This is a genomic window from Prauserella halophila (assembly GCF_024171895.1).
Taxonomy (GTDB): Bacteria; Actinomycetota; Actinomycetes; order Mycobacteriales; family Pseudonocardiaceae; genus Prauserella; species Prauserella halophila.
The window spans coordinates 40,609-61,558 of record NZ_JAMTCQ010000010.1 but is presented as its reverse complement, the minus strand read 5'-3'; the positions used below and the strand labels follow the sequence as shown (position 1 = coordinate 61,558).

Genomic DNA, 20,950 nt, shown 5'->3' with positions numbered 1-20,950 from the left:
AAGCCGGGCGAGTAGGGCCCGGACGAGAAAGAAAGAGGCACCATGACTGACACCGTGAAGGTGACCGACAGCAGCTTCGCCGACGACGTGCTCAGCAACGACAAACCCGTGCTCGTCGACTTCTGGGCCACCTGGTGCGGCCCGTGCAAGATGGTCGCCCCGGTGCTCGAGGAGATCGCGGCCGAGCACCCCGACAAGATCCGGATCGCCAAGCTGGACATCGACGAGAACCCGAACACCGCCCGCGACTACCAGGTCATGTCGATCCCGACGCTGATCCTGTTCCAGGACGGCAAGCCGGTGAAGCAGATCACGGGCGCCAAGCCGAAGGCCGCTCTGCTCGACGACCTGTCGGAAGTGCTCTGACCCGGACGTCGACACGCGCACGCAGGCGAAAGCCCGGGACCGGCGAGAATCCGCGTCCCGGGCTTTTCGCATTTTTCGTCCGGTACGCGTCACACGGCGCCGCCCGGACCGTCACCCGGGTGAAGGGCTCATCGGGACGGGCCTGGCGCGCTCGGCGCGTAGGCACAAGGCACAATAGTCAGGCGCAGGGCCTCGCGCCCTGTATTGGTTTGCACAGCATCGAGCACCGGATCGGGCGGGCATCCGCCCGCCGGTCGGATGCCCAAGGTAGAGCGAGGAGTGCATGCGGGTACTCCGCCGCGGCGACAGCGGACCGGACGTCGCCGACATCAGGTCCATGCTGGTCAGCCTGGATCTGCTCCCGGATTCAGGCGCGAACGGTGCGCACGGCGACCCCGGCACGGGCGTCGCCGCCCACGGCGCGGCCGGGGCGGACACCGTGTTCGACGCACGGACGGAACACGCCGTCCGTGCGTTCCAACAGCACCGCGGCCTGATCACCGACGGCGTGGTGGGTCCTGCGACATACCGTGCGCTCCGCGGATCCTGCTACCACCTGGGCAGCCGCCCGCTGGCCTATCTCGTCTCGTCACCCGTTCACGGGGACGACGTCTTCTCCCTGCAGGAGCGCCTCACCGAGCTCGGCTACGACGCGGGCAGGCCGGACGGGCATTTCGGACCGCAGACCGAGCGCGGCCTGCGGAACTTCCAGCGCGACTACGGGTTGACCGTCGACGGCATCTGCGGCCAGTCAACGGTGCGTGCCCTGCGACAGCTGTCGCCGCGTGCGCGGGGTGGCCGTCCGGTGTTCCTGCGCGAACAGGAACAGGTGCGGCAGGCCGGGCCGCGGCTCCGCGGCAAACGCATCGTCATCGACCCGGGTCACGGTGGCGACGACCCGGGAGTCGAGGTCGACGGGGTCGCCGAACGGGACATCGCCTGGGACCTGGCACGCCGTCTCGAAGGGCGCATGAAGGCCACGGGGATGGAAGCGCTGATCTCCCGCGGGCCCGCGCAGGGCCCCTCCGAGGCCGACCGGGCACAGTTCGCCAACGATGCGGGCGCCGATCTGTTCCTGTCGCTCCACAGCGACGGCAACTCCTCGCCGCACGCCCAGGGCGTCGCGAGCTTCCACTTCGGCACCGGCAACGGCACGACGTCCACCGTCGGGGAGCTGCTCGCCGGCTATATCCAGCGCGAGCTCGCCGCCCGCACCCGGCTGCGCGACTGCCGCACCCACCCCAAGACGTGGGACATCTTCACGCGCACCCGCTGCCCCGCGGTCCGTGTCGAGATCGGTTACCTGACGAACGGGCAGGACCGCCTCAGGCTCTCCGACCCGGCGTTCCGCGACGTGGTCGCCGAGGGCATCCTCATCTCGGTCAAGCGGCTGTATCTGCTCGGGGAGGGCGACCAGCCCACCGGCACGTTCACCTTCGCCGACGTCCTCGCCCACGAACTGGCCAAGGCGGAGTAGACCCGGACCCGGTGGGCGCCGAACAGGTGACTGTGCACAAGCCACTGCCAACCTGTGGATAACCACGTCAGTTGTGCACAGAACTGTGGATAACTCGGTACGGTGACGGACGGGAGCGGTGGTCCGGGGGAGCGGTGGCTCAGGCGCGCGAGCTGGACGACGTCGCCGTCGTCATCGTGACCTCGCCGAGCAGCTTCTCGAGCGCCGCCTCGACGTCTTCCTTCCACGAGATCGACGACCGCAGCTCCAAGCGCAACCGGGGCCAGCGGGGATGCGGCCGCACGGTCTTGAACCCGACGCTCTGCAGGAACGCGGCCGGCACCACGCACGAGTGCCCGTCGGAATCCCCAGCACCGGAATCCACAGCACCAGAGGTCACAGCGCCGGAGGTCACGGCACCCGCGCCCGCTGCACCGTGAGCTTCAGCGCTCTCGGCGGCTTCGGTGTCGGTGTCCTCCGGACCGGCGTCGCCGAACGCTTCGATCGCCTTCACGCCGCGACGAGTGAGGTCCTTCGCGACGGCCTGCACCAGCGTCCGGCCGAGACCGCTGCCACGGAACTCCGGCAGGATGTGGAACGCCGTCAGCAGCACCGCGTCCGGGCTGGGCGGAGAGGTCGGAAAGGCATCCGACCGGGGGACCGCATTCGGCGGCGCGTACAGGACGAACCCGACGGGAAGCTTCCCGCTGTAGACGATCCGGCCGCACGCGCCCCACTCGAGCAGTACGCCGGAGACCCAGGCTTCCTTCTCGACCTCGGTCTCGCCGAACTCCTCGGCCTGCTGTGTCAGATGCGGAGCGAGCTCCCAGTACACGCACCGCCGGCAGCGCTGCGGCAACTCCTCGAGGTTGTCCAGCGTGACGCCCACGATGCGACGTGACACCAGACCTCCCGGGCTGCAGGGCTGCGCGACCGCAGACGACCGCGTACACCGGCGCTGACCGACGCCCCTGCGCGCGCCGGACGCGCAGGGCGAGTGACACCGGCAAGCATAGGCCGATGTGACGAGCACGCCAACGGCGGGAGGCGCACTACCACCTGTGGTTACACTCGAACAACTACCGGTAGGTAGAGCCCAGCCGCCGAACGCTTTCCCACGAAAAGCAGACGGAAGTATGCCATGAGCGAACCCCAGGTCCCGGATTCGCAGAGCGCGGAGCCGGATCTCCCCGAGCCCAAGCCCGGCGCCGAGCCGGGCAGCCGCACCAACCTCGACCCGCACGTCGAGCGCTACGCCGCCCGCACCGCGGGCATGACGGCGTCCGAGATCCGCGCCCTGTTCGCCGTGGCCAGCCGGCCCGAGGTCGTCTCACTGGCGGGCGGCATGCCGAACCTCGCAGCGCTCCCGCTCGAGTCGCTGTCGGAGCAGATGAGCGAGCTCATCGCCGAGGACGGGCTCACGGCCCTGCAGTACGGTTCCGCGCACGGCGTTCCGGCGCTGCGCGAGCAGATCTGCGAGGTCATGGCCATGGAGGGCATCACCGGCCACCCGGACGACGTCGTCGTCACGGTCGGGTCGCAGATGGCGCTCGACATGGTCACGCGGTTGTTCTGCGACCCGGGTGACGTCGTGCTCGCCGAGGGTCCGTCGTACGTCGGCGCGCTCGGCTCGTTCGCGGCCTACCAGGCCGAGGTCGTGCACGTCGCCATGGACGACGACGGCCTCGTGCCCGAGAACCTCCGCGCCGCACTCGCCGAATGCGAGAAGGCAGGCAAGCGGGTCAAGTTCCTCTACACGATCCCGAACTTCCACAACCCGGCCGGCGTGACGCTCGCCGCCGACCGCCGCGGCGAGATCCTCGAGATCTGCCGGCAGTACGACGTGCTCGTCATCGAGGACAACCCGTACGGCCTGCTCGCCTTCGACGGGCAGACCTACCCGGCCCTGCGGTCGATGGACCCGGACAACGTCGTGTACCTCGGCTCGTTCTCGAAGACGTTCGCCTCGGGCCTGCGCGTCGGCTGGGTGCTTGCGCCGCACGCCGTGCGCGAGAAGCTCGTGCTGGCTTCCGAATCGGCCACGCTGTGCCCGCCGACGCTGAACCAGCTCGTCGTGTCGAAGTACCTCTCGACGCACGACTGGAAGGGCCAGATCAAGACGTTCCGCGAGAACTACCGCGAACGCCGCGACGCGATGATCGGCGCCCTCGAGCAGTACATGCCCGAGGGCTGCAGCTGGACCCACCCCGAGGGCGGGTTCTACGTGTGGCTGACCGTTCCCGAAGGCGTCGACGCGAAGGCGATGCTGGCACGCGCCGTCACCGCACGCGTCGCGTACGCCTCGGGGACGGGCTTCTACTCGGACGGCCTGGGCAGCAGGCAGATGCGACTGTCCTATTGCTACCCGACGCCCGAACGGATCCACGAAGGCGTGCGCAGGCTCGCCGGCGTACTCGAGTCCGAAATGGATTTGATGCGGACGTTCGGTAGCGTCACCACCCGTGCCGTGTCGGGGCCGCAGACGCCCGGACCGGACACGGCCTGATCGACGTTTTCCCTTCAGCCCCAAGGAGTTTCACGGGTGGCCGAACGTACTGTCGCCGTCCTCGCAGGCGGCCTCTCCCATGAACGGGACGTCTCACTGCGGTCCGGCAGAAGGCTGTCGGTCGCATTGCGCGATGCCGGTCTGACGGTCCAGGAGTGGGACACCGATGCGAGCCTGATCGGCCGACTGCGCGAGCAGCGGCCCGACGCGGCCGTCATCGCACTGCACGGCGGTGAAGGCGAGAACGGCTCGGTGCAGACCGTGCTCGAGATGTTCGGCGTACCGTTCGTCGGCACCCACTCGCAGGGCTGCCGGCGCGCGTGGGACAAGCCGATCGCGAAGGCGCTCGTGTCCGGAGCCGGTTTCGCCACGCCGGACTCGTTCGTCCTGCCGCACAGCACGTTCCGCGAACTCGGTGCGCAGTCGGTGCTCGACGCGATGGTCGAACGGCTCGGCCTGCCGTTGATCCTCAAGCCGGACCAGGGCGGCTCTGCGCTGGGCGCCCAGGTGGTGCGCGATGCCGCCGAACTACCCACCGCGATGGTCGGCTGCTTCGCCTACGGCGACACCGTGCTCGCTGAGCAATACATCGACGGCACCGAGGTCGCCGTGACGGTGGTCGAGGGTGACCGCGGGCCGCAGGCTCTGCCCGCGGTCGAGATCGTGGCGGAGAACGGTGTCTACGACTACACGGCGCGTTACACCGCAGGGCTGACCGACTTCTTCACGCCCGCGCGCCTCGACGGCGAGATCGAGCGCGCGGTGGGGGAGCTGGCGGTCGGTGCACACCGGACCCTCGGCCTGCGCGACATCTCGCGAACCGATGCGATCGTCGCGCCCGACGGCACGGTCCACTTCCTAGAAGTGAACTCATCGCCGGGACTCACGGAGACGTCGACCGTGCCGATGGCGCTCGAGGCGGCGGGCACGTCGCTGGGGAAGGTGTTCGACGAGCTGATCGGACGTGCCGTCGGCCGCGGTGCGTGAGGCACCACCCGGCACATCCTTCGAGACACGACGGCGCCCGGAGCGGATTCGCTTCGGGCGCCGTTTTCATGGCTCACTATTGGTGATCTCAGCTTGCCCGGATTGATCGTCACCGTGACGTAATGGACTGGAGTGATGGGACTTCGGATCAGGTGTCCGATTTGTTCCTATTCGGGTCCATCAGGCCGACGATGCGCTCGAGGTCGTCGACGGAGCCGAACTCGACGACGATACGGCCCTTCCGGCGGCCGAGGTCGACCTTCACCTTCGTGTCGAAACTGTCCGACAGCCGCGTGGCGAGCTCCTTGAGGCCCGGCTCGTCGGCCGGCTTGCTGGCTTCCTTCTTCTCCTTCTTCTTCGGACCGTTCTTGTAGAGGGTCACCGCTTCCTCGGTCGCTCGGACCGACAGCCCCTCCGAGATGATGCGTCCCGCCAGCTCCTCCTGCGCGTCGGCGTCCTCGAGCGACAGCAACGCCCGCGCGTGTCCCGCCGACAGCACACCCGCCGCCACCCGGCGCTGCACGGGGAGGGGGAGGCGGAGCAGTCGGATCGTGTTGGTGATGACCGGCCGACTGCGCCCGATCCGCGAGGCGAGCTCGTCGTGTGTCACCTCGAACTCGTCGAGCAGCTGTTGATACGCCGCGGCTTCCTCGAGCGGATTCAGCTGCACCCGATGAATGTTCTCCAGCAGCGCGTCCCGCAGCATCGCCTCGTCGGCGGTCTGCCGCACGATCGCCGGGATGTGCTCGAGCCCGGCCCGCTGCGACGCACGCAGTCGGCGCTCGCCCATGACGAGTTCGAACTTGGCGTCGGGGAGGGCGCGCACCACGATCGGCTGCATCAGGCCGAACTCGCGGATCGAATGCTCCAACTCGGCAAGGGCCTCTTCGTCGAAGACCTGCCGAGGCTGCTTCGGGTTCCGCTCGATGGCCTCGAGCGGAACCTCGCGGTAGACCGCGCCGGCGACCTCGCCACCTGCCTCGGGTGCGTCGTCGACGGCGCCGTTGGCGGCGAACCATCCCCTCTCGTCACCCGCGGGCGGTTTGACATCGGCCATCTCGGGGACCGGCACATGGGACTCGGCCTCGGGATCGACCTCGAAGTCGTCCTCGGCCGGCCCCGTCGGGATCAGCGCTGCCAGTCCGCGGCCGAGGCCGCCTTTGCGTTCGTTCATTCCTGCTTCCCCTCCACACCGCGTTCGGCGACTTCGCGTGCGGCGTCCAGATAACTCATGGCGCCACGTGAACCCGGGTCGAAGGCCAGCACCGTCTGGCCGTATCCGGGAGCCTCCGAGACCTTCACACTGCGCGGGATGATCGTCTTCAGGACGACCTCACCGAAGTGGTTCTTGACTTCCTGCGTCACCTGGTCGGCCAGCTTCGTGCGGCCGTCGTACATGGTGAGCAGGATGGTCGACACCGACAGCGTGCGGTTCAGGTGCTTCTGCACCAGTTCGATGTTGCTGAGCAGCTGCCCCAGACCTTCCAGTGCGTAGTACTCGCACTGGATCGGGATCAGCACCTCGTGGGCCGAGACGAGCGCGTTCACCGTGAGCAGGCCGAGCGAGGGAGGGCAGTCGATGAAGACGTAGTCGACGTCGAGCTGAGCGAGCGCCTCGTTGGTCAACGCCTCCTTCAGCCTCGACTCGCGCGACTGCATCGACACCAGCTCGATCTCCGCACCCGCGAGGTCGATCGTCGCGGGCACGCACAGCAGGTTGTCGGTCTGCGAGCTCGGCTGTGCCGCTTCGACGATCGAGACCTCACCGATGAGCAGTTCGTACACCGACGGTGTTCCGGAACGGTGGTCCACGTCGATCGCCGTACTCGCGTTCCCCTGCGGGTCCAGGTCGATGACGAGCGTTTTCACGCCGTGCATCGCCAGTGCCGCAGCGAGGTTCACCGTGCTCGTCGTCTTGCCGACGCCGCCCTTCTGGTTCGCGACCGTGATGACGCGGCGCTTCGACGGACGCGGCATGAAGCCCTCGTCGGGGTGGAGTACCTTCGCCGCACGGAGCGCCTCCTCGGCAATGGGCATCGATCCGCCGGTTTTCGACTGTCCAGCTGGCGTGGTCACCGAGTCTCTCCCTTCATCGGCGCGTACCCGACGCCGCCGTGTTTCACGTGGAACATGCCTTGCTCGGAACTGCTCGTCATGTGCTCCGCTGACCCTTCTTCTTCGACCGCTTCCGCTGCGACCCCGGCCGCTGTCGTGCCACCCGCTCGATCACCACGACCGTCGTCGGCGTATCGAGGATGTCGCCACCACACTCCGCGATCCGCGGTGCGCCGCCGCCGGCCTTGCCGATGTCCGCCCTGTCCCGCTCGATCTCCTCCGCCGCGCTGGCACCTTTGAGTGCGATCAACCTTCCCGACTCCTGCACCAGTGGCAGACACCAGCCGGCGAGGCGGGCAAGAGGAGCGACCGCACGAGCCGTCACGACCTCTGCGGGATCGAGTTGTGCGCGTACCGCCTTCTCTTCCGCTCGTCCGCGAACCACGGTGACGCCGTCGAGGTCGAGCTCGTCCACGACCTCTTCGAGCCACTCGACACGACGTGCCATCGGCTCGAGGAGCACGATATCGAGATCGGGGCGGCTGATCGCCAACGGCACTCCGGGAAGGCCGGCTCCGGATCCCACGTCGATGACTCGTGTTTCACGTGGAACCTCGTCGTCCAACACCGCCGAGTTGAGGACGTGCCGGTCCCAAAGGCGGTCCAGCTCCCGCGGTCCGATCAGTCCGCGGGTGACTCCCTCTTCGCGCAGCATGCCGACGAATCGTTCCGCACGATCGACGTGCTCACCGAACACCGCGATCGCCGCCGTCGGCGTGGTGGACTCCAGTTCGTTCCGGCTCACTACTCAACTCCTCGCTGGATCCACGGGCGTCGCGTTTCACGTGAAACGGCCCGTGCTCGATTGTCCATGAACGTCGGCGCGAACCGAGTCGACAGTCCGAAGGTGTGGAGAAGTCCACGACCGTTTCACGTGGAACATCGACAGTGGGCGCACAACAGCCCACCCCCACCATCCCTGGCGCGCTCCCACCGGTCGACGACATCGGCGATGACTCCGGTTTCGGTGTCGGTCATGAACGGAGCGGTCGGCGGGTTGTCGCGTGCACCCCGATCGCCGGACTCGCGAAGCGGCGGGCGAGTGGGGATGACCGAACGATGGCTGTCCCGCGCGTGCCGGGTTACCGCCGTACCGCGGTGCCGACGAGTCGGAGGGTCGGAGGGTCGGGGAGTCAGGGAGTCAGGGAGTCAGGGAGTCAGGGAGTCAGGGAGTCAGGGAGTCAGGGAGTCAGGGAGTCAGGGAGCAGACTCGACACCTTCACGACGAGCGGCCGGCGGGGCCGTTGTCCTGCCTCCGACTCCCCGGCTCGGCTGCGGGCCTGCGATTCGGTATCGCCGGCCCAGTCCGCCGCATCGTCGGGCTCAAAGGCGCCAATTCAAGGGGAGGACCAGGAAGGGGAGGGACAGCACCACGGGTCCAGAGTCCTCTGGCCGATGGTCACCGGTTGCGTATCGCCAATCCGGCGCCGCCGGCCCAGGTCCGGCAGTTCCGCTTCGTCGGTTCACCGCCGCCAGGTCCGCATGCCGGTTACACGTCGGCCGCTCAGCTCCGCCAGGTCCGCATCGGCAGTACAGGGCACCAGTTCGGCGGCGCCGGTTCCGTATCGACGTCCCAGTATCGGGGGCCCGGCATCGGGGGCCCGGCATCGGGGGCCCGGCATCGGGGGCCCCGCTCCGGTAGGTCCTCGAACGCCGGTACGACTCCGCCGGTTCAGCTCCACCGGTACGGCTCCACCGGCCAGCTGCTCCGGCCAACTGCTCCGGTTCCGCGTCGGCGGCTCAGCTCCGTCAGGTCCGCGTCGGCAGTACCCGGTCATGAGCTCAGCATCGCCGGTCGTGCTCTGCCGGGCCCGCTCCACCGACCCGCGCCGCCAACCCGAGTCGCCGCCCCGCGCCGTCGATTCCGCGCCACCAGCCCGGCTTCGCCACCGTGTCGATGCGCGAGTCCGGCCCGGTCCGCACGTACCCACGCGATCGCTCAGACACACCCGCCGTTCGTGTTCGCACGCCGTGCCGGTCCGCATCTCACCCGCAACCGCGTCCGCACCGTCACTCTCCATACCCGCAGCACCGACTCGCCGAGCTACGCCGCCTCGTCGCGCCACCTTGCCGCTTAGAGAGCCGCCGACACCGCGTGCTCAGTTCCACGTGAAACCACGACACGTCCGGCCCAGCCGCGCGGGGAGCCATGGACCACTGCGGCTCCTCAGCCGATTCGGTCCCATCCGTTCCGACCCGGCCCCGCGCCGGAACGGACGCCGACCGCCGGAGTCTCGTCGAGCCGTTTGCCCGACCCGATCCCGCCCGGTCGGAGCACAGCGGAGCGCGGGGGAGCGGTCCACCCCGAACACACAGAAGCGGCCCGTCGGATCGCTGATTCCGACGGGCCGCTTCTGCTGACGATCGTTTCTACTCGGGGACGACCACCACGCGCCGCTTTGGCTCCTCGCCCTCACTCTCGCTCGTGACGCCCTCGACCTCCGCGACCGCGTCGTGCACGACCTTGCGCTCGAAGGGGCTCATCGGCTGGAGCTTCTCCTTCTCGCCCGACTTGGCCACGTTCTCGCCCGCCGTCCGGCCGATCCTGCGGAGCTCCTCGCGCCGGCCGGCGCGCCAGCCCGCGACGTCGAGCATCAGCCGACTGCGCGATCCGGTTTCCTGCTGAACCGCCAGCCGGGTCAGCTCCTGCAGTGCCTCGAGCACGTTCCCGCGTGAGCCGACGAGCTTCTCGAGGTCGTCGCCGCCTTCGATACTGACGATCGCGCGACCGGCCTCGACGTCGAGGTCGATGTCACCGTCGTAGTCGAGCAGATCGAGCAACCGCTCCAGGTAGTCGCCCGCGATATCGCCTTCGCGGACGAGATCGCTCTCGCCCGACCTCTCGTCGCCCGACGTCTCCTCACCCGACTCCGGCGCGTCGGCCGAATCGGCCGCACCCGTCTCGGGGGAGTCACCGGCGGTCTCGTCACCGGCCCCGGACGCCGCGGCCTTCTCCTCTTCCGTGCCGATCACCTCTGCGGTCTCGGACATGTCGCTTCTCCTCTCGAGCCCTCAGGCGAGGTCTTGTTACGGAAGGCGGGCGCCGCGCGCATCAGCGGCGCTTGCCGCCCTTGGACTTCTTGCCCTGACCGGCAGGCCGCTGCTTGTTGCCGCCGTTCTTGGCCCATGCGCCGCCCTTGGCGCTGTTACCGCTCTTGGCGCTGCTGCCGCTCTTCTGCGAGGTGCCGTTCTTCTGCGACGTGCCGCTGCCGTTGGTATTGCCCGTGGACGACTGCGCCGAGACCTTGCCCGGATCGCCCTCGGAGCCGGATTCGGCCGAGTCGGAAGCCTCGTCCGACGCCTGCTTGTTCTGCGTGGCCGGCTTCTGGCCCGGCTGCGGCTTGTTCGGCTTCTGGCCCGCCTTCGGCTTCTGGCCCGGCTTGGGCGCGAGGTTGTCGCGCTTCTCCTTCTCCTCGAGCTTCTTCTGCTCCTCTTCACGGTCGATGCGGCCGTAGACCAAGCGCTGCTGGCCGAGGGTCCAGCCGTTGTTCGCGAGCCAGTAGATGAGCAGGCCGATCGGGAAGAAGGCACCGAAGATGAGGACACCGAACGGGAAGATGTACAGCGTCAGCTTGTTCATCATGGCCGTCTGCTGCGAAGCCGACGCCGGGTTCTGGCGCGCCACCGAGTGACGGGCCGTGAGGTGCGTGGCGATCGCTGCGATGATCATCAACGGGATCGCGAGCGGCGCGACTTCCCAGTTCCACTCGTCCGACTGGCCGGCGAAGCCGAAGTGGTTGATCGCGTCACCGATGTTGATGCCGAACAGCTTGGCGTTGACGTACGAGTCGACTTCCGCCGCGTCGAAGAAGTAGTTGTCCGGCCTTCCCTCCTGGAAGTTGCGCAGCACCCAGTTCAGACCGATGAACACGGGAATCTGCAGCAGCATCGGCAGGCAGCTGCCGAGCGGGTTGACCCCGTGCTCCTGCTGTAGCTTGCGCATCTCCGTCGCTTGCTTCTGCCGGTCGTTGGCGTACTTCTTCTGCAGCTTCTTCACCTCGGGGGCGAAGTCCTGCATCTTCTTCATCGACCGGACCTGCTTGACGAACGGCTTGAAGAGGATGCCGCGCACGGTGAAGGTCAGGAAGACAATGCCGAGAATCCAGGCAATGGCGTTGTCCGGCCCGAAGACGAAGCCGAACACCTTGTGCCAGCACCACAAGATGAACGACACAGGGTAGTAGATAAAGTCGAGCACTGAGCTACTCCTCGGTAGATATACCAGGGGGTTGACGCCGGAGGCTGAACGTCTCGGGCACGGGGTCCCGTCCCGGGTCGGTCCACGGACCGCACCGCAGCAGTCTGCGAACGGCGAGATAACTGCCCCGCGCCGCGCCGTGCTTGGTCAACGACTCGGCCGCGTATGCGCTGCAGCTCGGATTGAACCGGCACATCGGAGGCAGGAAGGGGGCGATCACCTTGCGGTAGAAGCGGATCGGGAGCAGCAGAATCCACGCGACCGGCGTCGGTCGCGGAGCCGCATGTGTCGTCTCGTCGTGGTCGCCCGCACCATCCTGGTGCTCGGTGACCGGCTGCTGCTCACTCACACCGTTCGTCCATTGCTGTCGCGGGGGGCCTCCGGTGCAGCGCTCGTGGCACCGGCAAGCTTCAACCGCCGCAACGCCGCGTCGAGGTCCGAGCCCAACTCCGCACTGCTCGCCCCGGCGGCAGGCGGAAGCGCTCGTACGACCAACGCGCAACTGTCCGGCAGGGTTCCGAGCCGGTCCGCGACAAGGTGGCGCAGGCGCCGGCTGACCCGGTGCCGCACCACGGAATTGCCCACGGCCTTGCTCACGACGAACCCTGCCTTCTTCCGCTCGCCCGATTCGGCGAGCGCGTGCAGCACAAGGCGGCGGCGCCCGGCTCGGACGCCGCCACGCATGACGGCACGGAATTCCTCACTGCGCCGCAGGCGAGCGTCGGCGGGTAGCACGCGCGCGCCCGGAACCGGCAGCAGACGAGGTCAGGCGGACAGCTTCTGACGGCCCTTGCGACGACGGGCGGCCACGATGGCGCGGCCTGCCCGCGTACGCATCCGCAGCCGGAATCCGTGGGTCCGCGCGCGTCGGCGGTTGTTCGGCTGGAAGGTGCGCTTGCTCACGGCGTCATTCTCCTGGTCTGGCGACGTTGGGTCTGTAGGTCGCCACCGTCCTCGTATCCGCCACGAACCCCGGCGCGATACTCTCCGATCGGAACATCTCGTCGGCCGGGTAGCCGTGACGCCGCGGTGTCGGCGGCAGACCTTTCAAGGGTACGCACCCGGCGGGCCACCCCCGACACCACCCCCTGTGGCAGGCCCCCTGCTCACGGATCCGGTTCAACTGGCGACACGCCGTCGACCGTGGAATCCTTGCTTCGATGAACAGCTTGTGGCATAGACCAGCGCTTGTTAACCTGCCTCTTCTCGGCCCGCGAAGATGAGGGGAACGCGCCGCACCGCCGGTAGGTGGGAGACTGGGCGAGCGACCCACGGACCCGCGAGTAGGAGGGCTCGGGGGTCGGCCGTACATTAATGCACAGCCTGTGGACAACTTGGGGATGCTTCCTGCGCTGATCACGCCGGAGGTGCCGTTCGACCTGCACTGCTGCCGTCGGTGACCGATCATCGGCGCGCACGTGCTCGTGAAGACCGTGCTCATGAACGCGTCGACAGGTGGAGTCGGCCGGGTGAAACGCGTCGACGAACGAAATGCACAGGCCGCGTCGACGAGGTCGAGGGGAGGGGAGCAGAGCAGGGTGTCTGAGCAACAGCTGAACCTGGGTTCCGTGTGGGAACAGGTCGTCAAAGAGCTGTCCGACGGCACGCTCTCGCCCCAGCAGCGCGCCTGGATGCGCGTGACCCGGCCCATCGGCCTGCTCGACGGCACCGCACTGCTCGCCGCGCCGAGCGACTTCGCCAAGGAAGCGATCGAGCGCGCGCTGCGGGAGCCGATCACCGCCGCTCTGTCCCGCAGGCTCGGCCGCGACGTGTCCCTCGCCGTGAAGGTCGACTCGGCCGAGAGCACGCCCGCACCGAACGGGCCGACGTCCCCGCCGCAGTACTCCGCCACGGGCCGGATGGAAGGCACCCTCACCACCGAGAGCGGCGACACCACCGGTGCAACGCCCCATCCGGCCGGTGCCGACCCGGCGACGTCGTCCACCTCCCCGGCGTCGCCGCACGGACCCGGCCCTTCCGGCGCACCCGGCGTCCCGCCGACGTCGCCGGCCGAAGAGACGATGGTCATGCCGACCATTCCACCGATCCGCGACGACACTCCACCTCCGCCCGGTGTCCCCTCGAGCGGCACGCCGTCCTCGGCGAACGCCCCCGAGTCCGGTTCCGGCTCGGCCGCCGCGGGGTCGGCCGAGCAGTCGACGCCGCACCGGCCCCAGACGTCCCAGTCAGCGCAGTCGCCCCAATCAGCGCAGTCGGCGCAGGCAGGACCGGCGGGGTCGTCAGGGCCGTCGGCACCGCCGGGGCCGGCACCGGGCCGACGCCCGACGCCGTACCCGCAGCAGCCCGGCACTCCGCGGCATTCCGCACCCCAGCAGCCGGGAACCCGCTCCGGCGGGCAGAACGGCGGCCCGCACACCTCGGAGCAGCACCAGTCAGGACAGCACCCGCCGGAGCCGCAGACTTCCGGGCGGCAGTCCGCGCCGGACGGAACCGGCCCCGCAGCGCGTTCCGCCCAGCAGCACCCTCGCGGTCCGCAGGCCGGACCGGGTTCGCCAACCACCGGCGACGGCTCCGGCGAGGCTTCACAGCATGCGGGAAGGCATTCGCCGTCCGGCGGAGGGCAGCAATCCGGAGCACAGCAATCCGGAGCACAGCAATCCGGGGGCGGGTCGGCGTCCGCGCAGTCCACGCAGTCGGCGGGTCAGTCACGACTCGAGGCGCTGGCCGACTCGGACGAAGAGGTCGACGAGGAAGGCGAGGCGCTGGCCGCCGCCAACGAGATCTGGCCGTCGTTCACCGGCCAGCCCACCGCGGGCCAGCCGTACACCGCTCCCGCCCAGCCGCAGACGTCGAAGACGAAGCTGAACGAGAAGTACACGTTCGACACGTTCGTCATCGGTGCGTCCAACCGGTTCGCGCACGCTGCGGCGGTCGCCGTCGCCGAAGCGCCGTCCCGCGCCTACAACCCGCTGTTCATCTGGGGTGAGTCCGGGCTCGGCAAGACGCACCTGCTGCACGCCGTCGGGCACTACGCCCAGCGGCTGTTCCCCGGGATGCGCGTGCGGTACGTCTCGACCGAAGAGTTCACCAACGACTTCATCAACTCGCTGCGCGACGATCGTAAGGTCGCGTTCCAGCGGCGCTACCGCGACATCGACATCCTGCTCGTCGACGACATCCAGTTCCTCGAAGGCAAGGAAGGTACTCAGGAGGAGTTCTTCCACACCTTCAACACGCTCCACAACGCGAACAAGCAGATCGTCGTCTCGTCCGACCGACCGCCCAAGCGCCTCGAAACGCTGGAGGACCGGCTGCGGACCCGGTTCGAGTGGGGTCTGATCACCGACATCCAGCCGCCCGAGCTCGAGACCCGGATCGCGATCCTCCGCAAGAAGGCGGCCCAGGACCGGCTCGACGTCCCCGGTGACGTACTCGAGTTCATCGCCGCGCGGATCGAGGCGAACATCCGCGAGCTCGAGGGCGCGCTCATCCGCGTCACCGCGTTCGCGTCGCTGAACCAGCAGCCGGTGGACGTCGGGCTCGCCGAGATCGTGCTGCGCGACCTGATTCCCGATTCACAGGCACCGGAGATCAGCGCCTCGACGATCATGGGCGTGACGGCCGACTTCTTCGACGTGACGGTCGACGACCTGTGCGGCCCCGGCAAGACGAAGGCGCTCGCCACCGCGCGGCAGATCGCCATGTACCTGTGCCGCGAGCTGACCGACATGTCGCTGCCCCGCATCGGGCAGACGTTCGGCGGGCGCGACCACACGACGGTCATGCACGCGGACAAGAAGATCCGCAAGGAGATGGCCGAGCGCCGCCGCATCTACGACCAGGTGCAGGAACTCACCTCCCGCATCAAGCAGCGCGCCCGCCAGTAACCCGCCCTCGGCAGCACCGCGTGTCCTGCGCTCACAACCGCGTGTTCTGCACTCGGCACCGCGTGTCCTGCGCTCAGTGCGGTGACAGCCACGTCCGGTGTGCCGAGGTCCACACCCACACGTCACCCACACCTCGACCGGCCCGCTGACGCGCAGCTGTCGTACCCAGGAGTGGGCTCGGCGGGCCGCGGCGCGCGCACATCGCGGCCACCTCGGCACGTTGCAGCCAGCCGCCGCAACGATCGCGGGGCCGGATCAGACCACCAGCCCCGCCCGGATCGGCCCGTGAGCCGGCACCGCGAGGCCGTCGCAGGCACCGTTCGGCCGATCCGTCCACTGTGCACATCCGACCTTCGTCGGATTCCGCACCACAACGCGAAAACCACTCACTCCCGATCTCGCGCGGGGTTGTCCACCGGACATCCACAGCATCCACAGGGTTGTCCGCACCCTGTCCGCAAGCTGTCCACCGACGCGCTGACCGGAACGTTGCACTACACCGGCCTCCGCGTCACCGCGCTTGTGCACGGACGAGCAGGGAAAACATCCCCACTGTGTGGAAGTTCTTGTGTGCCAAGAAATCCGTCACCCCTCCGAGCGATCTGTCTCACGACGGCCGCACACAGGCCTTGGGCACAACCGCCCCCACAACTGGGGACAACCATGGGGACAACTTCTGGCCACCTGAGGACGGTTCAAACCACCCACACCCACCCCCGAATGGTCCACCGATCCCCACACCCTGTCCTCCACACGGCACCACGCCCGCCGACCAGCAAGAACGAGCCGTATCCACACAACTCACAACACTTACTACTACGGCTGGACAAAAGATCTCTCTTATAAGAACAAGAGAAAAAGAGAAGATGGGGAAGCTGGGGACGAGCCCCTCCGGAAGCCCGCGGCCCGATATGACCCGCGGTCCTTGCAGGCTCTACCGTGGAGACCCACACATCCGGTCCGCTCGAGCAATGGCGGTCTTCATGTCGATCGGGTCCGGTCCGTATCCGGTCCGGGTACGCAGATGCATCGACATGTCGACACGCTGTAGGTTGGCGGACCCGCTACAGCCACGGTCCGGGCTCGTCTCGCACCTCGAGGGGATCCGGCTGGTGGTCGTTTGTCGTCTTTCGAGCTACGGCGGCTCGGGCCGTCGAAAGGATGGGCGCCATGAAGATCCGCGTCGAGCGCGATGGCCTCGCTGACGCCGTCGCCTGGGTGGCACGCAGCCTCCCGTCCCGGCCGCCGGTTCCGGTGCTGGGCGGAGTACTGCTGGACGCCGGCGGCGACGGTGGCTCCGATGCGCTGACGGTGTCCGGTTTCGACTACGAGGTGTCGGCGACGGTCGGCGTACCCGCGACGATCGCCGACGGTGGGCGCACGCTGGTGTCCGGCAGGCTGCTCGCCGACATCACCAAGGCGTTGCCCGCCCAGCCGGTCGAGATCTCCGTCGACGGGGCGCGTGCGTCGATCACCTGCGGCAGCGCCCGGTTCTCCCTGCCGACGATGCCGGTCGAGGACTATCCCCAGCTGCCGGCGCAGCCCGACCTGGCAGGCGAGGTCGCGGGCGATGCCTTCGCGCAGGCCGTGGCGCAGGTTGCCGTCGCCGCGGGTAAGGACGACACGTTGCCGATGCTCACCGGCATGCGCGTCGAGATCTCCGGGGAGAACCTCACGCTGGTGGCCACCGACCGGTTCCGGCTGGCGATGAAGGAGTTCAACTGGTCGCCGGCCCAGGAACTCGGTGACGCCTCCGTGCTGGTGCCGGCACGCACGCTCGCCGACGCGGCGAAGTCGCTGGGCACGAGCGGCTCGACGGTTCAGGTCGGCCTCGCCAGCGGCGACGGTCTGCTCGGCCTGACCGGTTCCGGCAAGTACACGACGACCCGGCTGCTCGACGCCGAGTTCCCGCCGTACCGCCAGCTGCTGCCGAGCGAGCACAGCTGCCGCGCCGTCATCGACGTGTCGACGCTGACCGAGGCGATCAAGCGGGTGTCCCTGGTCGCCGAGCGAGGTACGCAGGTGCGGCTCGAGTTCGGGGACGGCTCGCTGCGCCTGTCGGCGGGTGGCGACGACGAGGGAAGCGCCGAAGAGGAGCTGCCCGTCGACTTCGAGGGCGAACCGGTGGCCATCGCGTTCAACCCGGGTTACCTCGCGGACGGCCTCGCCGCGTTGCACGTCGACCGTGCGGAACTGACGTTCACCACGCCGAACCGGCCCGCACTGATCAAGCCCGCGGACGAGAACGGCGACGTGGTGCCCGGTTATCTGTACCTGCTCATGCCGGTGCGCTTGCCCGGTTGAGCTCGGGCGGCTCGCGAACCCGCAGGCACACGTAACTACCAAGGGAAAGTATTTCGATGGTGCAGCTCGGACTGGTCGGCCTCGGTAAGATGGGTTTCAACATGCGCGAGCGGCTGCGGGCCGTCGGGCACGAGGTGGTCGGCTTCGACCAGAACCCGGACGTCAGTGACGTCTCGTCGCTCGCGGACCTGGTGAATATGCTCGGCGCACCGCGCATCGTGTGGGTGATGGTGCCCGCGGGCGAGGCGACGCGAGCCACCGTCGCGGAGTTCGCCGGCCTGCTGTCGGCAGGCGACCTGGTCATCGACGGCGGCAACTCGCGGTTCACCGACGACAGTCACAACGCCGGGGTGCTCGCCGAGCAGGGCGTGAAGTACGTGGACGTCGGCGTCTCCGGTGGTCTGTGGGGCAAGGACAACGGCTACGGCCTCATGGCAGGCGGCACCGAGGCGGACATCGACCAGGCGATGCCGATCTTCGACGCGCTGCGCCCGGAGGGTCCGCGGGACGAGGGCTTCGCCCACGCGGGCGGCGTCGGCGCGGGTCACTACGCGAAGATGGTGCACAACGGCATCGAGTACGGCCTGATGCAGGCCTACGCCGAGGGCTTCGAACTGCTCGAGGCCTCCGACGTCGTCGACAACGTGCCCGGCGTGATCAAGGCGTGGCAGCGCGGCACGGTCGTCCGGTCCTGGCTGCTCGACCTGCTGATCCGCGCCATCGAGGAGGACCCGCAGCTGGCCGAGCTCGAGGGCTACGTCGAGGACTCGGGCGAGGGCCGGTGGACGCTCGAGGAGGCGATCAACAACTCGGTGCCCGCGCCGGTCATCTCGGCTGCGCTGTTCGCGCGGTTCGCCTCGCGGCAGGAGGACTCGTCGGCGATGCGTGCCGTGGCGGCGCTGCGTAACCAGTTCGGCGGGCACAGCGTCAAGAAGGCAGGCGAATGACGAAGGCCGCCGGATAACGCCGTGTACATCCGTCACCTGCAGGTGACCGATTTCCGCTCCTGGGATCACGTCGATGTGCCGCTCGAACCGGGCCCGTCCGTGCTGGTCGGGCAGAACGGACGAGGGAAGACGAATCTCCTCGAAGCGATCGGTTACGTCGCCACTCTCTCCTCCCACCGGGTCGCGACCGATGCGCCCCTGGTGCGGCAGGGGTGTGAACGCGCGCTGGTACGGACCGCGGTGGTCAACGAGGACCGGGAGCTGACGGTCGAGCTGGAGATCGCGGCGGGCCGGGCCAACCGGGCACGCGTGAACCGGGGCGCGGTCGGCAGGCCGCGGGACGTGCTGGGCATCCTGCGCACAGTGCTGTTCTCGCCCGAGGATCTGGTGCTGGTGCGGGGTGATCCGGCCGAGCGCCGCAAGTTCCTCGACGAGCTGCTGGTGCAGCGCGCGCCGCGCTACGCCGGGGTGCGCGCCGACTACGACAAGGTGCTCAAGCAGCGCAACGCCCTGTTGAAGTCGGCGGGCAAGAAGCGCGGCGACGATCCGTACGCGGCCTCGACGCTCGACGTGTGGGACGACCACCTGTCGAAGGCGGGGGCGCAGCTGCTGGCGGCGAGGCTGAACCTGGTGGCGGATCTCGCACCGCACACCGCGGAGGCGTACGCGGGGGTGGCACCGGATTCGCGGCCCGCGCACATCGCGTACCGGTCGAGCCTGGGCGAGGCGTTGCCGGAGGGGTACGGCGAGCCGAGCGGCGAGCGGGCCGATCCCGAACGGCTCGCCGAAGTGCTGCGGGTCGCGCTCGGCGAGTCGCGCGCGGCGGAGCTGGAGCGTGGGGTAAGCCTGGTCGGACCGCATCGCGACGAGCTGGACCTGGTGCTCGGCGACACCCCGGCGAAGGGGTACGCGAGCCACGGCGAGTCGTGGTCGTTCGCGCTGGCGTTGCGGCTCGGTTCGTACGAGCTGCTGCGCGGTGAGGCAGGGGGTGAGCCGGTGCTGATGCTCGACGACGTGTTCGCCGAGTTGGACAAGCGGCGGCGGGCGCGGCTGGCGGAGGTCGCACTGGGTGCCGAACAGGTGCTCGTGACGGCCGCCGTGGACGAGGACGTGCCGACCGAACTGACCGGCGTCCGTTACGAGGTCGCAGATGGGGAGGTGACGCGTGGCTGAGGGGGTCCGCAACGGCGGGAATCGGCGACGGGGAGTGACCGCGAACACATCCAAGGGTCGCCGAACTGGGGACAAGCCTGTGGACAGTGTGGATAACACCCTGGATTTGCTGTCGCACTGGGTGGCCGGGGACCACGATTCGCAGGTCAATACTCCCCCCGAGGGGGGAAAATCGGGGGAGACCCCCGATCGGGCGACGGAGCGTGACCATACCGCACCGACCGGAGTAGTCGCCGAGGCGGGGCCGGCGACCGCGCCTGGGGACAACTCGCGTGCGAGTGGCCGTGGTGGCGCGCCATCCACAAGGAACGCGCAGTCCCCAGGGAATGCCCGGTCGGCAGGGAACGCACACTCCGCGTCCGGTTCCGACGGGAGCGAGGCCGGTGCCGCCGGCAGCGGTGCGGAAAGCGGCCGGGACCTGGCGCACGCCGCGTTGAAGGCGGCGCAGGACCGGGCCAAGACGCGGGGTCGTGAACCGGGTACGCGCCAACAGGGGAAGCGCCCGCCCGGCAAGCAGGGGCAGACGGCACAGAACTCGCGCAGGCGCCGCTGGTCGGCGGCAGGCGCCGATGAACGCGACCCGCAGAGCCTCGGCCGGATCGCCTCGCGCATGGCGTCGCAGTTCGGCTGGAGCGACCGCCTCGCGGGCGGGCACGTGTTCGGCCGGTGGGCCACCCTCGTGGGTGAAGACGTGGCCGAGCACGCCCAGCCGGTGAGCCTGACCGATGGAGAACTGGTGGTCAGGGCGTCGTCGACGGCGTGGGCCACCCAGCTGCGGTTGCTGCAGCGGCAGCTGCTCGCCAAGATCGCCTCCGGGGTGGGCAACGGCGTCGTCAAGCGCATGAAGATCCAGGGTCCGGCGGCGCCGAGCTGGCGGAAAGGACCACGCCACGTGTCCGGCAGGGGGCCGCGTGACACGTACGGCTGACCGCTTCCGAAGAGCGGGCGCCCGATTTCTCCGAGACGTCGTGGCGTCGATCGGGTCAGCCCCCGGACCCGATCAGGGTTGAGATCGTCGCTCTCCGGCGAAATCAGACGTGTCCTTGATGC

At 68.8% G+C, this 20,950-nt stretch carries 18 protein-coding genes; 9 read left to right on the top strand and 9 right to left on the bottom strand.

Translation table 11 applies throughout. The features are described 5' to 3' along the window. The first annotated feature begins 42 nt into the window (after positions 1-42). Positions 43-366: a thioredoxin gene (gene trxA, locus LY41_RS12680; protein WP_253864182.1), complete on the top strand. Its 324-nt coding sequence runs from the start codon at positions 43-45 to the stop codon at positions 364-366. Between the two features lie 283 nt (positions 367-649). Beyond that, positions 650-1,843 carry an N-acetylmuramoyl-L-alanine amidase gene (locus LY41_RS12675; RefSeq protein ID WP_253864181.1) on the top strand — a complete coding sequence of 398 codons (1,194 nt, stop codon included), beginning with the start codon at positions 650-652 and terminating at the stop codon, positions 1,841-1,843. A gap of 139 nt (positions 1,844-1,982) precedes the next feature. Here the strand turns inward: LY41_RS12675 and LY41_RS12670 are convergent, their stop codons facing one another. Beyond that, entirely contained in the window at positions 1,983-2,726 is a 744-nt protein-coding gene (locus LY41_RS12670) for a GNAT family N-acetyltransferase (RefSeq protein ID WP_253864180.1), read from the bottom strand. Positions 2,727-2,963: 237 nt separating this feature from the next. On the opposite strand from LY41_RS12670, the gene LY41_RS12665 reads away from it, so the two are divergent. Together LY41_RS12665 and LY41_RS12660 are read left to right on the top strand one after the other, a co-directional pair. Next, positions 2,964-4,328: an aminotransferase-like domain-containing protein gene (locus tag LY41_RS12665; protein ID WP_253864178.1), complete on the top strand. Its 1,365-nt coding sequence runs from the start codon at positions 2,964-2,966 to the stop codon at positions 4,326-4,328. Positions 4,329-4,364: 36 nt separating this feature from the next. Next, positions 4,365-5,315, top strand: coding sequence for a D-alanine--D-alanine ligase family protein (locus LY41_RS12660; RefSeq protein WP_253864177.1), 951 nt, complete (start codon positions 4,365-4,367; stop codon positions 5,313-5,315). 148 nt (positions 5,316-5,463) lie between these two features. Here LY41_RS12660 and LY41_RS12655 read toward each other — a convergent pair whose 3' ends face one another. From LY41_RS12655 to rpmH, 8 genes are all read right to left on the bottom strand, one after another. Then, positions 5,464-6,489: a ParB/RepB/Spo0J family partition protein gene (locus tag LY41_RS12655; protein ID WP_253864175.1), complete on the bottom strand. Its 1,026-nt coding sequence runs from the start codon at positions 6,487-6,489 to the stop codon at positions 5,464-5,466. Beyond that, positions 6,486-7,352, bottom strand: a complete 867-nt coding sequence (locus LY41_RS12650) for a ParA family protein (RefSeq protein ID WP_253864569.1) — start codon at positions 7,350-7,352, stop codon at positions 6,486-6,488. Before LY41_RS12650 ends, LY41_RS12655 begins: the two co-directional genes overlap by 4 nt. 115 nt (positions 7,353-7,467) lie before the next feature. Then, positions 7,468-8,175, bottom strand: coding sequence for a 16S rRNA (guanine(527)-N(7))-methyltransferase RsmG (gene rsmG / locus LY41_RS12645; protein ID WP_253864174.1), 708 nt, complete (start codon positions 8,173-8,175; stop codon positions 7,468-7,470). 1,625 nt (positions 8,176-9,800) lie between these two features. Continuing rightward, positions 9,801-10,421: a Jag family protein gene (locus LY41_RS12640; RefSeq protein ID WP_253864173.1), complete on the bottom strand. Its 621-nt coding sequence runs from the start codon at positions 10,419-10,421 to the stop codon at positions 9,801-9,803. Between the two features lie 61 nt (positions 10,422-10,482). Further along, positions 10,483-11,628, bottom strand: a complete 1,146-nt coding sequence (gene yidC, locus LY41_RS12635; RefSeq protein WP_253864172.1) for a membrane protein insertase YidC — start codon at positions 11,626-11,628, stop codon at positions 10,483-10,485. A gap of 4 nt (positions 11,629-11,632) precedes the next feature. Further along, positions 11,633-11,977 carry a membrane protein insertion efficiency factor YidD gene (yidD, locus tag LY41_RS12630; protein WP_253864171.1) on the bottom strand — a complete coding sequence of 115 codons (345 nt, stop codon included), beginning with the start codon at positions 11,975-11,977 and terminating at the stop codon, positions 11,633-11,635. Beyond that, complete coding sequence (rnpA, locus tag LY41_RS12625; RefSeq protein ID WP_253864170.1) at positions 11,974-12,363, bottom strand: ribonuclease P protein component; 390 nt, start codon at positions 12,361-12,363, stop codon at positions 11,974-11,976. The genes yidD and rnpA overlap by 4 nt, the downstream gene beginning before the upstream one ends. 30 nt (positions 12,364-12,393) lie before the next feature. Then, positions 12,394-12,531, bottom strand: coding sequence for a 50S ribosomal protein L34 (rpmH, locus tag LY41_RS12620; RefSeq protein WP_183647447.1), 138 nt, complete (start codon positions 12,529-12,531; stop codon positions 12,394-12,396). Positions 12,532-13,166: 635 nt separating this feature from the next. On the opposite strand from rpmH, the gene dnaA reads away from it, so the two are divergent. The 5 genes from dnaA to LY41_RS12595 all read left to right on the top strand — a co-directional run bounded on the left by dnaA (position 13,167) and on the right by LY41_RS12595 (position 20,828). Further along, positions 13,167-15,476: a chromosomal replication initiator protein DnaA gene (gene dnaA / locus LY41_RS12615; protein WP_253864168.1), complete on the top strand. Its 2,310-nt coding sequence runs from the start codon at positions 13,167-13,169 to the stop codon at positions 15,474-15,476. A gap of 1,170 nt (positions 15,477-16,646) precedes the next feature. Further along, positions 16,647-17,780: a DNA polymerase III subunit beta gene (gene dnaN, locus LY41_RS12610; protein WP_253864167.1), complete on the top strand. Its 1,134-nt coding sequence runs from the start codon at positions 16,647-16,649 to the stop codon at positions 17,778-17,780. A gap of 56 nt (positions 17,781-17,836) precedes the next feature. Then, positions 17,837-18,727 carry a phosphogluconate dehydrogenase (NAD(+)-dependent, decarboxylating) gene (gene gnd, locus LY41_RS12605; protein ID WP_253864166.1) on the top strand — a complete coding sequence of 297 codons (891 nt, stop codon included), beginning with the start codon at positions 17,837-17,839 and terminating at the stop codon, positions 18,725-18,727. Between the two features lie 21 nt (positions 18,728-18,748). Next, entirely contained in the window at positions 18,749-19,900 is a 1,152-nt protein-coding gene (gene recF, locus LY41_RS12600) for a DNA replication/repair protein RecF (RefSeq protein WP_253864165.1), read from the top strand. A 418-nt stretch (positions 19,901-20,318) separates the two neighbouring features. Continuing rightward, a complete protein-coding gene (locus LY41_RS12595) occupies positions 20,319-20,828 on the top strand; it encodes a DciA family protein (protein ID WP_253864568.1) in 510 nt (169 codons plus the stop codon). The last annotated feature ends 122 nt before the right edge of the window (positions 20,829-20,950 follow it).